Source organism: Nocardioides sediminis, from assembly GCF_003047295.1.
Taxonomy (GTDB): domain Bacteria; phylum Actinomycetota; class Actinomycetes; order Propionibacteriales; family Nocardioidaceae; genus Nocardioides; species Nocardioides sediminis.
In genome coordinates this window covers 58,373-72,072 of sequence record NZ_PZYZ01000007.1, presented here as the reverse complement: position 1 = coordinate 72,072, position 13,700 = coordinate 58,373, and the positions used below count along the sequence as shown (strand labels likewise).

Genomic DNA, 13,700 nt, shown 5'->3' with positions numbered 1-13,700 from the left:
AGGAACACGGAGATGGACTTCAGCTCCGCCAACAAGTCGTGCTCCTTCTGCGGACTGCAGGGGACGGCCGAGACGCGGTTCGCCGGCGGCCTCGGCGCCATGATGTGCGTCGACTGCCTGGAGTTCTACCACCACAAGTTCAGCACGCCCGAGCTCCTGCAGACCATCTCGCGCCCGCCGTGGGACGAGATGTCCGACACCGAGATCCTGGCCAAGCTCCCGCTCATCGCCGACACCGCGACCCAGGTCAACGGCTTCCTCGGCGAGTGGGTGCAGATGGCGCGGGAGCGCAACCTCTCGTGGGCCGAGATCGGGCAGGCGCTCGGCGTCTCGCGCCAGGCCGCCTGGGAGCGGTTCGCGGGGAGCAAGACCCGCAAGGGCAGCGCCACCGCCTGAGTGTCGGCCGCTGACGCCCAAGGCGGCACGCACCCCTGGACGCACAGAGGTCGTGGGTTGGGCTCACCCCCGTGCAACCCAACCCACGACCTGCGTCAAGAGTACCCTGACGACGCCCTCGTGTCTCGCAACCCGCTCGACCTCACCCGGAATGTGTGAGGGAGAGCCTCGGATTCTCTGCCACGCTCGCTGCAATGCCAGGCGCAGCGACTGCGCGACCGAGAGGAAGAGGACCATGGACTCGATCACGACGGACTTCTGGGACGTGCTCCTCTGGAGCTTCTGGTTCTTCATCTGGATCGCCGCGATCATGGTGTGGGTCCGCTGCCTGTTCGACCTGTTCGGCGACGACTCGCTGAGCGGCTGGGGCAAGGCCGGCTGGGCCATCCTGCTCGTCTTCGTCCCCTGGCTCGGAGCCCTGATCTACCTGATCGCCCGTGGCAGGAGCATGACCGAGCGCCAGATGGCCGCCGCGCAGCGGATGAAGGCTGACCAGGACGCCTACATCAAGGAGGTCGCCGGCGGCGGCCGCAGCCCGGCCGACCAGATCGCCGACGGCAAGGCCCTGCTCGACTCCGGCGCCATCTCGGCCGCGGAGTTCGAGGCCCTCAAGGCCAAGGCGCTCGCCTGAGGCCCCCGGCCGGCCCACCGGACGGGCCACCGGACGGCCACCGGACGGACATCGTGACCACGGGGCACGAGGTCTACGAGCGCTCGACCTGGCGCTGCGCATCGGCGAGGTCCTCCTGTCGTCGGGCGCGGGTGCGGCGGACGTCACCGCCACCATGCTGGCCACGACCCACGCCTGCGGAGTGCGCCACGTCACGGCGGACGTCACCTTCGTCGACCTGACTCTGCGTCACCAGCCCACCCGGGACGCGCCGGCCGCCATCCGGGTGAGGCGGGTGACACCTCGTCGCGTCGACTACGCCGACCTGATCGAGGTCGACGAGACCGTGCACCGCCTCGTCGCGGGTGAGATCACCCGGGCCGAGGCACACGACCAGGTCGCGAGCATCGTCTCCACCGGCCACCGCCGCCCGCGGTGGGCGGTGACGCTGGGCTGGGGCGCGATGGGGACCGGGATCGCCCTTGACCCTGGGAGGCACGCCGGTCGTGTGCCTGCTCGCGTTCCTCGCGGCCTGCGCACCGCGCTCCCTGGTGGCGGTGGCGCTGGTGGCGGCGCTCGGACGGGGAGTGCTCCTCGCCGTCGACGGCTCGCCGGTCGGTCGGACGTGGGGGTCGGCGACGGCCGCCGTCACCATCGGCGCCGTCTGCCATCTGGTGGCGGGTCGCTTCCGGGTACCGCCCCTCGTCGTGGTGGTGCCGGCCATCGTGCCTCTCCTGCCGGGGCTGGACATCTATCGCGGGCTGGCGCTCCTGGCCGAGGGCGAGGACGGCGTGCTGCAGCTCGCCTCGGCCCTGGCCACCGCCCTGGCGCTCGCGGCAGGCGTCATCCTCGGCCAGTACCTGTCCCAGCCCCTGCGGCGCGAGGCACGTCGATGGGAGACCCGCCTGTCCGGACCACGCATGGTCGGCCCGTTGCGGCGTCGCGCCGCGCGGCGCGGCCGGCCAGCGCAGTAGGGTCGACGGTGTGACGACCCCGGAGCCGGCGCCGTCCGCGGACGGCATCCCCAAGGACACGCTCAACCGCAACTGGACCGAGCTGCTCCAGGAGCTGCGGTCGACCCAGACGGGCGTCCAGGTGCTCACCGGCTTCCTGCTCGCGGTCCCGTTTACCGACCGGTTCGACACCCTCGACGACGTCGAGCGCACGGCGTACCTTGTCGTCCTCGCCTGCTCGGTCGGCGCCACGGTGGCGCTCCTGGCGCCCGTCGCGCACCACCGGATCCTGTTCCGCCGGGATCGCCGGCCGTGGCTGGTCCAGAGCGCCAACCGCATCGCCCGGGCCGGCCTGGTGCTGGCGGCCCTCACCATGTGCGGAGTGGTGTTCCTCGCGTTCAGCATCGTGGCGGGTCGCGCCGCCGGCATCGTCGCGTCGCTCGCGACCGTCCTGGGGTACGTCGCGCTGTGGCTGGTCGTGCCGCTGCGTGCGCACCCACCTGCCCGCCGCTGATCGGGAGCAGGGCGGGCAGGTGGCGACCAGGGGGGAGCTCAGGTCTGCCCGCGTGCGAGGGACTCGAGGAAGATGGCCTCGGTCAGCGCCATCTGCTCGATCTCGCGCGGGTCCACGCTCTCGTTGGGAGCGTGGATCAGGGCCAGCGGCTCCTCGACGCCCATCAGGATGATCTCGGCGTCCGGAAACGTCTCCTCGAACACGTTGCACAGGGGGATCGACCCGCCCTGGCCGAGGAACGACATCGGCCGTCCGTAGGCCTCCTGCATCGCAGAGGCCATGGCTCGGTATGCCGGGCCGTCGGTCGCGGCCTCGAAGGGGGACCCCGTCGCCTCGACCTCGACCGTGACGTGGACGCCCCACGGCGCCGCGGCGCGCAGGTGCTCGACGAGCGCGGGCTGCGCCACCACGGGCGACATCCCGGGAGGGATCCGCAGGTTCAGCCGGGCCGCCGCCCGCGGCACGACGGCCGCGGCCGAGCCGACGACAGGCGGGCAGTCGATGCCGAGGACGGTCACCGCCGGCCGCGCCCAGAGCATGTCCGAGACACTGCCGTCGCCGAGCAGCGAGACGCCCTCCAGCACACCCGCGTCGTCGCGGAACTGCTCGGGCGGGTACGGCGCTCCCGACCAGCGCTGCGTGTTGTCAAGCCCCGTGATCGTCGTGTTGCCCCGGTCGTCCCGCAGCGAGGCCAGCATCGCCACCAGGGCGGCCAGGGCGTCCGGAGCGGCCCCGCCGAACATCCCCGAGTGGATCTCCGACTCACCCGACTCGACCCGGACCACCAGGTTGACCATGCCCCGCAGGCTGACCGTCGCGGCCGGCTGACCGACGGCCGCGTTGCCGGTGTCGCAGACCAGGATCGCGTCGGCCCGCAGCAGGTCCGGGTGCGCCACGACGAACGCCTCGAGCCCGCCGGTCCCCTGCTCCTCGGACCCCTCGACCACGAGCTTGAGGTTCACCGGCAACCTGTCGCCGAGGGCGCGCAAGGCCGCCAGGTGCATGACGATGTTCCCCTTGCAGTCGGCCGTCCCCCGGCCGTACCAGCGGCCGTCCGCTTCGGTCAGCTCGAATGGCGGTGTACGCCAGGCGTCCTCGTCGAGCGGCGGCTGCACGTCGTAGTGGGCGTACAGCAGCACGGTCGGAGCCGCCGGGTCCGAGCAGGCGCGCGACCCGACGACCGCCATGCTGCCGTCGGCGGTCTCCTCGAGCCGCGCGTCGGAGAACCCCAGGTCCGCGAACCGCTCGAGCACCCACTGCGCGGCCCGCTCGCACTCCTCGGGCGGGAACTGCCGGGGGTCGGCGACCGACCGCAGGGCGACGAGCTCGGTGAGCTCGTCGCGGACGACCGGCATCAGGTCGGCTACGCGTCGCCGCAGGTCGCTCGTAGCCATCAGCCGGCCACGCCGTCGGTCTCGAGGTCGTTCACGAATTCCTGGAAGTCCTCGAGCTCGTCGGGGCAGTAGATCTCGATGATGAGCAGCTGGCCCTGGACAGCACGGCTGTCCGCGATGACGGGTCTCGCACCCGGTCCCGTGGCGCCGTTGGCCAGGAGGGACAGCAACGTCGCCCTGCTGAGTGCGTCGTTGGGGTCGGCGCAGGTGGCGCCGCCGTCGTCCCCGAGGACGCGCACGATGCGGTCCTTGTCCGGGTTCTCCACTCCGGCGTCCTCGAGCGCCGCGATCAGCTCGTCGGCCTTCTCCTGCGCGCGTTGCGACGCTCTCGCCGAGCTGAAGGTGAGGATCGCGATCAGGGCGAGCACACCGAGCAGCACGCAGGCGGTGACGTAGATCCACGTCCGTTCGCGGGGGGCCTGGTTCTCCATCGGCGTCGTCATGACGGGGTCACCCCCTCGGGCTCGGGCTGCTGCCAGGACGGCTTGCGGAACCGGTAGAAGAGGTAGGGCACGAGCAGTCCGAGCCCGAGCGCTCCGCCGCCGACGATCGCGAAGTAGACGCCGGCGTTGCCCGAGCCGAACTGGGAGGGCGGGATGAACCCGACGAGCAGGGCGGCCAGGGACGAGGCGAAGCCCACGCCGCACAGGCCGAGGAGCATCGGTGCCCGGTAGCCGCGAGCATGGTCGGGCTGCTTGCGACGCAGCTGGACCGCAGCCACGAACATCAGGAGGTACATGATCAGGTAGACCTGCGTCGTGATCACCGAGAAGATCCAGTAGGCGCTGGAAACGTCCGGGATCAGGGCGTAGGCGAGGCCGATCACGGTGGTGATCGCTCCCTGGACGACCAGGATGTTCTGCTGGACGCCGTTCTTGTTCAGGCGCTGGAGGAAGGGCGGCAGGTAGCCCTCCTGCCGGGAGATCAACAGGAGACCCTTGGACGGTCCCGCCAGCCAGGTGAGCATCCCGCCGAGCGAGGCGGCAACCAGCATGATCCCGACGAGCGGAGTCAGCCACTGCCAGCCGAAGTTGGCGAAGACCGCGTCGAAGGCCTGCATCACGCCGGCCGTCAGCGAGAGCTCCTCGGCGGGCACGATCCAGCTGATGGCCAGCGCTGGGAGGACGAAGATCGCGAGCACCAGGCCCATGGCCAGGAACATCGACTTCGGGAACTCCTTGCCCGGGTTCCTCAGCGACCCGACGTGCACGGCGTTCATCTCCATGCCGGAGTAGGACAGGAAGTTGTTGACGATCAGCACGAGGCTGGACAGCCCGGCCCAGGCGGGCAGCAGGTTCTCCGACGTCATGGGGGCGGCTGACTCGTTGCCCTGGCCGAGGAAGACCACACCGAGGACGACCAGGACCACACCCGGGATCAGGGTCCCGATGATCAGTCCGCCGCTGGCAAGACCGGCCACGCCCTTGGTGCCGCGCGACGACACCCAGACGCCCGACCAGTAGACGACGATGATGACTGCTGCGGTCCACACGCCGCTGGAGGCGAGCTCGGGATTGAAGACGTAGGCGAGCGTGCTGGCCACGAATCCCAGCAGGCTCGGGTAGTAGAAGATCGTCATCGCGAACTGGCACCACACCGCCAGGAAGCCCATCGGCTTGGAGATGCCCTCCGACACCCAGTTGTAGATGCCTCCCTCCCAGCCCGACGCCAGCTCCGCGGACACCAGTGACGTCGGCAGCAGGAACACGATGGCGGGCAACAGGTACAGGAACACGCACGCCAGGCCGTAGACGGCCATGGTCGGCGCGGCGCGGAGGCTGGCCACCGAGCTGGTCGTCATCATCGCCAGCGCCACCCACGAGATCCACTGGTGCGTGGCCACGCGGGCTCGCGCGGACGGGACAGCCGAGCCGTCAGCGGGGACGTCAGCGGCGCTCACGGTGTCCCCCGCGGGGGCGAGTTGGTACGCATCGGTCCCTCCCACGCTCGGGTGCTCGGTCCCCAGCAGTCTGGAGATTTCCCCGACACTTGGGGTTCACCCGTGACGGGTGATCTGAGGGGCACGAGTGCCTCCGTTGCCTACTCGACGACCCGGAGCTCGCGCGCGGTGTTGTTGAGACGCTGCCCCCCGGCCTCGGCGACCGTGACGATGTCCTCGATCCGGACCCCGAGCTCCCCGGGGAGGTAGATGCCCGGCTCGACGGAGAAGCACATCCCGGGCACGAGCGGCTGCTCCTCCCCCTCGATCATGTACGGCGGTTCGTGCGTCGTGGTACCGATGCCGTGCCCGGTCCGGTGGATGAAGCGCTCGCCGTACCCCGCGTCCGTGATCACCTTCCGGGCCGCGCGGTCGACCTCCTGGCAGGCGACGCCGGGACGGACCGCCTCGAACCCTGCCTGCTGCGCCTGCCGGACGACCTCGTGCACCTCGCGGAGCCGGGCGGACGGATCGCCGACACACACGGTACGGCTGGTGTCGGAGCCATAGCCGTCCATGAGCCCGCCGAAGTCGAGCACGACGGCGTCACCCACCTCGATGGTGCGGTCCCCCGCCTCGTGGTGCGGGTTGGCCCCGTTGGGACCCGACCCGACGACCGTGAAGTCCACCTGCTCGTGCCCGTGCTCCAGCAACAGCCGAGCCAGGTCCGCGGCCACGTCGGTCTCCTTGCGCCCGGCGAACCGCACACGCAGGATCTGCTCGTAGGTCGCATCCGCCGCAGCGCCGGCGGCCGCCAGCCGGGCGAGCTCGCGCTCGTCCTTGACCGCACGGAGCATGGGCAGGCTGTGCGTGAGCGACCGGTAGGAGCTGCCGGGAACGGCCTCCTGCAGGCCCAGCAGGTGCATCGCCCAAGCCGAGTCCGAGATGCCCATGGTCGCCCCAGGATGGACCAGCGCGCCCGCCCTGGCACAGGGGTCCTCCCCGTCGGCCCAGTCCACCATCGTGAGGCCGGGCGCCCCGGCGGCTGCCTCCGCGTCCGGCCGCTCGAGGACCGGCACCAGCAGGGTCGGCTCCCGGTCGGGCACGAGGACGAGGGCGGTCAGGCGCTCGGTGATCGCTGTCGGCCGGTAGCCCGTGAGCCACACCAGCTCCGGACCCGGCATCACGATGAGACCGTCCAGGCCGGCCTGGGTGGCGTCGGCCAGGGCCCGTCGCATCCGCGCGGCGTACTCGTCGCTGGTGAACGGCGCCGGCGGGCGCGGCTGTGCCTGGGTCATGAGGTGCTCCCGGATGCTGCCGTCGCCGTGGTCGGCAACGTGTGGAGGTGGGCTGCGGCCGAGGCGGCAGCGTCCTGGGTGGTGCCCTGGGCCGCCTTGTGCCGGCGGATCGCGACGACTGCGAGCAGGATGCCGAGGGCGCTGATGACGGCCATCAGCCACGAGGCCGCGGAGAGGCCCGATGCCAGCGCATCGGACGCGCTGGCGCCGTCGTCGAGCTGGTTGGCCTGCACGCTGCCGTAGATGCTGGCGGCAAGCGCGGTGGCGACGGCTGCGCCGACGTAGCGCGCCATGTTGGAGACACCGGACGCCCCACCGACCTGGGCCTGCGGAACGCACGCTGTCGCGGCGGAGGACGACGGGCCGTTGGAGAGGCCCATGCCGACCGCGATCGCGAGGATCGGCAGCAGGAACGCGGTGTAGGTCCACGACGCCTGGACCAGCCCGATCCCGGCGAACCCGGCGGCCATCAGGATGAAGCCGACGCCGATCACCTGGCGGCCCCCCAGCTTCTTGGCGAACCGGGGCACGAACGGCGCGACCACGACCAGGCCGACGGTGGCGGGCAGCGTGGCGATGCCTGCTTGGAGCGGGCTGAAGCCGAGGGCCGCGGGGTTCTGGAAGTAGAGGCTGACCAGGTACATCAGGCCGTTGATGGTGCCGGCCCCGATGAGGATGCAGATCGTGGCGCCGACCAGGACCCGGTTGCGGAGGAGGGCGAGGTCGAGGAGTGGGACGGCGACCCGCTTCTCGGTGAGCACGAAGAGGAGACCGGCGACGACCGAGGCGGCAAAGCAGCCCAAGGTGCGGGCAGAGATCCAGCCCCAGTCCCCGCTCCCGGTGAAGCCGTAGATCAACGGCACCAGGGTCAGCGCGATCAAGATGGTCCCGAGGTAGTCGATCGAACGCGACCGGCCCTCGTCCCGCGACTCCGCGATGGTGGCGTAGGCCAGCAGCATGCAGCCCACCGCGACGCCGGCGTCGATCCAGAACAGGCCCTGCCAGCCGGTGACGTCGACCAGCACACCACCGAGTAGCGGTCCGACGGCGGCACCGACCGCGGCCGCGGCGCCCCAGAGAGAAACGAACTTGAGCTGCTGGTCGCCAGAGGTCGCGACCGTGAGGAGGCTCAGGCCACAGGCCAGGATGGTCGCCCCGGCCGCGCCCTGGATGACGCGTCCCGCGATCACCATCTCCCCCGACCCGGCGAGCGCGATCATCACGCAGGACACGACGAACAGGAGCAGGCCAACCTGGAAGACCCGCTTGCGGCCGAACACGTCGCCGAGCGATCCGGAGGTGACGATCACGGCGGCGCCGACCAGCGAGTACCCCGTCACGGCCCACTGCAACGTCGTGACCGAGGTGCCGGTGTCCTCGGAGATGGCGGGGAGCAGGATGCTCACCGCGGACGTGTTGGCATTGACCACGAGCGTCGAGATGCACGTGGCCGCCAGCACTCCGGTCGCCCGGGTGCCGACCTGTGCGGGATCGCCCACGTGTGCTCCCTCCGTTGACGGGACGCCCGAGCCGCGGCGCCCGTGACCACGACGCTAGCCGGGCCCGCCGGGCTGCCCTTCACCCTCAACGGGCGAGGTGGAGAAAGCGAGACCGCCCCCGGGTCCTGCTGTCGCAAGACTGGAGGCGGTCCGGATCGGTGGGCGATACTGGGTTCGAACCAGTGACCTCTTCGGTGTGAACGAAGCGCGCTACCACTGCGCCAATCGCCCGCTGTTGCGGTGCCGGGGAACTCTAACGCATCGACGGCGACTCGTCGGAATCGCCCTCCCGGTGAAGCGCGGCGACCGCCTCGGGCTTCCCGTGGAAGCGTCGGTAGCTGTAGACGATGAGCCCCACGGCGATGAACGCCGAGGCGACCTGGGTGACGCCGGTCCACAGCCCCCCGGGCAGCCACCAGGACTCGACCAACGGCCACCAGTCGGGCGCCGGCGGCCGGAGGATCCACAGCACACCGCACGCGAGCAGGATCACGGCGCCCAGGAGCGACGCGGTGATGCGCGGCCAGGTCTCGACGCCCTCGGCGGCGCCGCGCAGGGCGCGGATGCGCACCGGCTCGACGCGCTTCTCGGCCCAGTCGTACTGCTGGGACAGCAGGGCGAGCCCGGCGAAGATGCCGAGCAGGCCGGGTCCGGGCAGGAAGATGGCCGCCACCCCCGCCAGCAGCAGCACCCAGCCGAGGGTCTCCAGGACCACCCGCTTCGCCGCGCCACCCCCCGGGACGCCCATCAGGATTTCCCCGTCCGGGCCCGCGCGGGTGAAACTTGTTCTGCCTGATCAGCTGCGCTCACGAGATGACCCTACGGGGCGCTCCCACGTGTGGCGTAGCCCACTGAGAATCGGCTCGTTGAACCCACGTCATAGGTCGGTACCCCCGCCGTCCTACCCACCGAGGGAGGGTCCGAGCGGTCGGGCGCCTCGAGAGAGAGTGGAGAGACATGCGCGAGACCACCGCGGACGTCGCCGTCGACGTGACGATGTACTGCCGGGACCTCGACGGCCGCCGCTACGAGCTGGACACGGTCCTCGGGTACGCACGCTCGGACGCCTTCGCCATCACCATGACCTTCGGGGACATCGACCCGCTGGTCACCTGGACCTTCGGCCGGGACCTCTTGATGCGCGGCATCACCCACCCCACCGGTGAGGGCGACGTCCGGGTCTGGCCCGCCCTGGACGAGTCCGGCGCCGCCATCGTGCAGGTCGAGCTGTCCAGCCCCGACGGCGAGCTCGTGCTCGAGGCGCGCACCGAGGACGTCACCCGCTTCATCGCGCGCACCGTGGACGTGTGCCCGCCCGGCGTCGAGGCCGAGCACCTCGACGTCGACCAGATGATCGCCCAGCTGCTCGCAGTCTGAGCCGTCCCGCCGTCCCGCGTCAGCGGGCGTCGTGCTGGGCCACCCACGAGGCGTGGAGCCCGGCGTAGACGCTGCCCTCCTGCGCCACCAGCTCGCGGTGCGGGCCGCGCTGGACCACGCGCCCACGGTCGACCACGACGACCTCGTCGGCGTTCTCGGCCGTCGAGAGCCGGTGGGCGATCGTCACGGACGTCCGTGACTGCATGAGTCGCTCGAGGGCACGCCCGATGCGCATCTCCAGGTGGGGATCCACCGCGCTGGTGGCCTCGTCGAGGACGAGGAGGTCGGGGTCGGCCAGGTGGGCACGCAGCAGCGCCACGAGCTGGCGCTCCCCCGCCGACAGCGACTCGCCGCGCTGGCCCACCCGGGTCGCGAGCCCGTCGGGCAGGGCATCGAGCCAGTCCCGCAGCCCCAGCTCGTCGGCGGAGGCGAGGATCTGGCCGTCCGTCGCGTCGAGCCTGCCGTAGCGGACGTTGGCGGCGATCGAGTCGTCGAAGAGGAAACCCTCCTGGGGGACCAGCACGACGCTGCGCCGCAGCGAGTCCTGGGCGATGCGGCGTACGTCGAGGCCGTCGAGCAGCACCGCGCCCTCCACCGGGTCCATCAGCCGGGTCAGCAGCTTGGCGAAGGTCGACTTGCCCGACCCGGTCTCCCCCACGATGGCGACCCGGGTGCCGGCGTCGATGTGCAGGGAGACGTCGGAGAGCACCGGCGGGCCGCCGGGGTAGGCGAAGGTCACGTCGTCGAAGGTGACGTCGATCGGCCCCCGCGGCAGCACGAGTCCGTCCGGGCCGGGGTCGACGAGGTCGGCGGGCGTCTCGAGGATCCCGATGACGCGGCGCCAGCTGACGATGGCGTTCTGGGCGTCGGTGAGGATCTGGGTGCCCATCTGCACGGGCCCGACGAACAGGGTGACCAGGAAGGCGAAGGCGAGCACCTTGCCCGCGGTCATGTCGGAGGTGAAGCCGAGCAGGACCCCGACGATCAGCACGCCGGCGTTGGCCAGGCCGGCCGAGACGCCACCGAGCGAGAAGGACACGACGGTGAACTTCTGGGCGCGGGTGCTCGCCGTCCTGAACTCGTCGATCGCGGTGTCGATGCGGCGCTGGGTGCGGTCCTCCACGGCGAAGGACCGGACGGTGGCGGCACCGACGACGGGCTCGGAGATCGCGCCGAGCAGGACGCCCACCTGGTGGCGAACCACGCCGTAGGCCTGGGACAGCTTGCGCTGGAAGTAGCGGATGGAGACGAACAGCGGCGCGAAGCAGAGCCACACCACCAGGGCCAGCTGCCAGCTGTAGATGACCATGATCACGGTGGCGACGAGCATCTGCCCGACGCTGACCACGAAGATCAGGCCGCCGAACACCAGGAACTGGCTCACCTGGTCGACGTCGCTGGTGACCCGGGAGACCAGGGCGCCACGGCGCTCGGTGTTCTGGGTGAGCAGCGGGAGGTCGTGCACGTGCCGGAACGCCTTGACCCGCAGCGTCGCCAGCCCCCGCTCGGAGGTGGCGAAGAGCCGGCTCGTCATGGTGTACGACGCGAGGCTGGTGACGGCGATCGCGACCGCGCAGCCGATGCCCAGCCACACGACGTAGCCCAGCTGCGGGCCGTCGGGGCCGTTGAGTCCGCGGTCGAGCGTCTGCTGGACCGCGATGGGCACGACGACCTGGCCGCAGGCCGCCACGATGGCGAGGAACAGCGTGAAGCCGAGGCCCTCGCTGAGCTCGGGCGAGATGCGCATTCCGCGGCGGATGGTCTCGATGGCGCCGATGTCCTCGCCGCTGTCCATGCGGGTGCCGGCGGCGGTGCGGGTGGTCGTCGTGGTGCTCACTGGGCGCCTCCCGCGCTGGTGGGGGCGGGCGTCTCGTCGTGGGCCGCCTGCTCGTAGGCGTTGACGAGCCGGGCGTAGTCGGGGTTGCGGGCGAGGAGCTCGCGGTGTGTGCCCCGGTCGGCGACCCGCCCGCCGTCGAGGTGCACGACCTCGTCGGCGAGCCCGATCGTGGCCTTGCGGTAGGCCACCACCACGAGGCTCGTGTCGGTGGCGCCGTCGCGCAGGGTCGCGAGGATGCGGGCCTCGACCTCGGGGTCGACGGCGGACGTGGCGTCGTCGAGGATCAGCAGCCGCGGCCGGCGGACGAGCGCGCGGGCCAGCGAGATGCGCTGGCGCTGCCCGCCGGACAGCGAGGTGCCCCGCTCCCCCAGTCGCGCGTCGAGCCCGCCGTCGAGGGCGGCGACGAAGCCGTCGGCCTGGGCGTCGCGCAGTGCCGCCCACACCTGCTCGTCGGGGATGTCGGCCCCGAGCGTGACGTTGCCCCGCACGGTGTCGTCGAAGAGGAATGCCGTCTGCGGGACCAGCGCGACCGCGCCGGCGAGCTGCCCGCGGGCGAGGTCGCGCAGGTCGACGCCGTCGATGCGCACCGCGCCCTCGTCGGGGTCGACGAGGCGGGTGAGCAGGTTGGTGAGGGTGCTCTTGCCGGAGGCCGTCTGGCCCACGAGGGCCACCGTCCGTCCCGGCTGGACGTCGAAGGTGACGCCGTCGAGGAGCCGGGCGCCGGGGTCGTAGGCGTAGTGCAGGCCGTCGACCTCGAGCACGGCGCCGCGCTCCGACGAGGGCAGGGCAGCGTCGCCGTACACCATCGAGCCGGTGGCCGAGATGACCGCCGCGGTGCGCCGGTAGCCCACGACGGAGCGCGGGAACTCGCCCAGCAGCCAGCCGATCGCCCGGATCGGGAAGGAGACGATGGTCAGGAGGTAGGCGACGGTCACCACGTCACCGGCGTCGGTCTGCCCGGACAGCACCCGTGAGGTCCCGACGGCCAGCACCACGAGGACGCCGATGTTGGGCAGCGACGCCAGGGTCGGGTCGAACGCGGCCCGGATCCGCCCGGCCCGGATGTTGACGTCGCGCAGCTGGTGGGCCTTGGCGCGGAACCGGTCGGTCTCCTGGGTCTCCCGACCCAGCGTCTTGACCACCATCGCCCCGTCGAAGGACTCGTGGGCGATCTCGCTCACCTCGGCGCGCAGGGCCTGGGCGTGCGTCATCAGCGGCGACGCGAGTCGCTGGTAGGCCAGGTTGGCGACCACCACGGCCGGGAACACCAGCAGGCCCACCATCGCGAGCACGACGTCGGCCAGCAGCATCTGGACCACCGCGATGGCCATCATCACCACGGTGCCGAGGGCCATCGGGAGGGGCGCGATCGGCGCCCAGGCCGCCTCGACGTCGGAGTAGGCGTTGGACAGCAGCTGGCCGGTCGGGTGCCGCTGGTGCCACTCCATCGGCAGGGTGAGGTACTGCCGGGTGACGGCGCGGCGCGTGTGGGCCTGCATCCGGTACTGCATGACGCCGGCGCCGAGCCGGCGCGCCACGATGCCGACCGCCCGGAGGATGGCCACGCCGAGGAAGAGCGCCAGCACGGCCCAGAGCAGGCCGGTGCTGATCTCGCCGGTCTCGAAGGCGGGGATGACCACGTGGTCGGTCGCCCACCCGAGCACCCAGGCGTCGGCGACGGTCAGCACGGCGAACAGCACCGACCCCACCGTCGAGAGGACGAAGATGCCGGGCTCGCGACGGATCGCGTGGCCGAGGACCGCGAAGCCCTCCCGGGTGGTCGATCCCCGGAGCCCCGCGTCCATGCCTGCCACCGGTGTCGCCCGCCCCTCGTCGTCGTCCCTGTCCCGCCGCGCAGCACCCGCCACGCACAGGTTGCCCGTCGCAACCATCGCGAGGCGTCAGGCTATTCCCCGGCACCGACGGCGACCCAATCGGACGGG

Annotated in this window: 13 protein-coding genes, 1 tRNA gene and 1 pseudogene; 6 read left to right on the top strand and 9 right to left on the bottom strand. The window is 71.5% G+C overall.

Features of this window, described 5'->3' with window-relative positions; genetic code table 11:
* The first annotated feature begins 12 nt into the window (after positions 1-12).
* The 5 genes and pseudogenes from DAI17_RS15995 (at position 13) to DAI17_RS15975 (ending at position 2,473) form a co-directional block, all read left to right on the top strand.
* Entirely contained in the window at positions 13-396 is a 384-nt protein-coding gene (locus tag DAI17_RS15995) for an AsnC family protein (protein ID WP_107774215.1), read from the top strand.
* Between the two features lie 235 nt (positions 397-631).
* Positions 632-1,027 (top strand): SHOCT domain-containing protein, encoded by a 396-nt coding sequence (locus DAI17_RS21595; protein ID WP_107774214.1) that lies wholly within the window; start codon positions 632-634, stop codon positions 1,025-1,027.
* An 88-nt stretch (positions 1,028-1,115) separates the two neighbouring features.
* Positions 1,116-1,430 (top strand): annotated as a pseudogene (locus DAI17_RS21815) (threonine/serine exporter family protein); the annotation flags it as partial.
* 58 nt (positions 1,431-1,488) lie between these two features.
* Positions 1,489-1,980, top strand: a complete 492-nt coding sequence (locus tag DAI17_RS15980) for a threonine/serine exporter family protein (protein ID WP_107774213.1) — start codon at positions 1,489-1,491, stop codon at positions 1,978-1,980.
* 10 nt (positions 1,981-1,990) lie between these two features.
* Positions 1,991-2,473 carry a DUF6328 family protein gene (locus DAI17_RS15975; protein WP_107774212.1) on the top strand — a complete coding sequence of 161 codons (483 nt, stop codon included), beginning with the start codon at positions 1,991-1,993 and terminating at the stop codon, positions 2,471-2,473.
* A gap of 38 nt (positions 2,474-2,511) precedes the next feature.
* Here DAI17_RS15975 and DAI17_RS15970 read toward each other — a convergent pair whose 3' ends face one another.
* The 7 genes from DAI17_RS15970 to DAI17_RS15940 form a co-directional block, all read right to left on the bottom strand.
* The gene (locus tag DAI17_RS15970; protein ID WP_107774211.1) at positions 2,512-3,867 is read right to left on the bottom strand and encodes a dipeptidase; all 1,356 of its coding nucleotides are present in this window, start codon (positions 3,865-3,867) and stop codon (positions 2,512-2,514) included.
* Positions 3,867-4,310: a pilus assembly FimT family protein gene (locus DAI17_RS15965; protein ID WP_107774210.1), complete on the bottom strand. Its 444-nt coding sequence runs from the start codon at positions 4,308-4,310 to the stop codon at positions 3,867-3,869. The genes DAI17_RS15970 and DAI17_RS15965 overlap by 1 nt, the downstream gene beginning before the upstream one ends.
* Positions 4,307-5,710, bottom strand: a complete 1,404-nt coding sequence (locus DAI17_RS15960; protein ID WP_234412533.1) for an APC family permease — start codon at positions 5,708-5,710, stop codon at positions 4,307-4,309. Before DAI17_RS15960 ends, DAI17_RS15965 begins: the two co-directional genes overlap by 4 nt.
* A gap of 197 nt (positions 5,711-5,907) precedes the next feature.
* Positions 5,908-7,044: an aminopeptidase P family protein gene (locus DAI17_RS15955; RefSeq protein ID WP_107774209.1), complete on the bottom strand. Its 1,137-nt coding sequence runs from the start codon at positions 7,042-7,044 to the stop codon at positions 5,908-5,910.
* Complete coding sequence (locus tag DAI17_RS15950) at positions 7,041-8,543, bottom strand: MFS transporter (protein WP_199905163.1); 1,503 nt, start codon at positions 8,541-8,543, stop codon at positions 7,041-7,043. Before DAI17_RS15950 ends, DAI17_RS15955 begins: the two co-directional genes overlap by 4 nt.
* Positions 8,544-8,702: 159 nt before the next feature.
* Positions 8,703-8,774: transfer RNA gene (locus tag DAI17_RS15945), tRNA-Val, on the bottom strand.
* A gap of 22 nt (positions 8,775-8,796) precedes the next feature.
* Entirely contained in the window at positions 8,797-9,291 is a 495-nt protein-coding gene (locus DAI17_RS15940) for a PGPGW domain-containing protein (protein ID WP_107774208.1), read from the bottom strand.
* A 209-nt stretch (positions 9,292-9,500) separates the two neighbouring features.
* Between DAI17_RS15940 and DAI17_RS15935 the strand changes: the two genes are divergently transcribed.
* Positions 9,501-9,920, top strand: coding sequence for an SsgA family sporulation/cell division regulator (locus DAI17_RS15935; protein ID WP_107774207.1), 420 nt, complete (start codon positions 9,501-9,503; stop codon positions 9,918-9,920).
* 19 nt (positions 9,921-9,939) lie between these two features.
* Here DAI17_RS15935 and DAI17_RS15930 read toward each other — a convergent pair whose 3' ends face one another.
* A complete protein-coding gene (locus DAI17_RS15930) occupies positions 9,940-11,757 on the bottom strand; it encodes an ABC transporter ATP-binding protein (protein WP_325049878.1) in 1,818 nt (605 codons plus the stop codon).
* Positions 11,754-13,649, bottom strand: a complete 1,896-nt coding sequence (locus tag DAI17_RS15925; protein ID WP_325049877.1) for an ABC transporter ATP-binding protein — start codon at positions 13,647-13,649, stop codon at positions 11,754-11,756. Before DAI17_RS15925 ends, DAI17_RS15930 begins: the two co-directional genes overlap by 4 nt.
* Between the last annotated feature and the right edge of the window lie 51 nt (positions 13,650-13,700).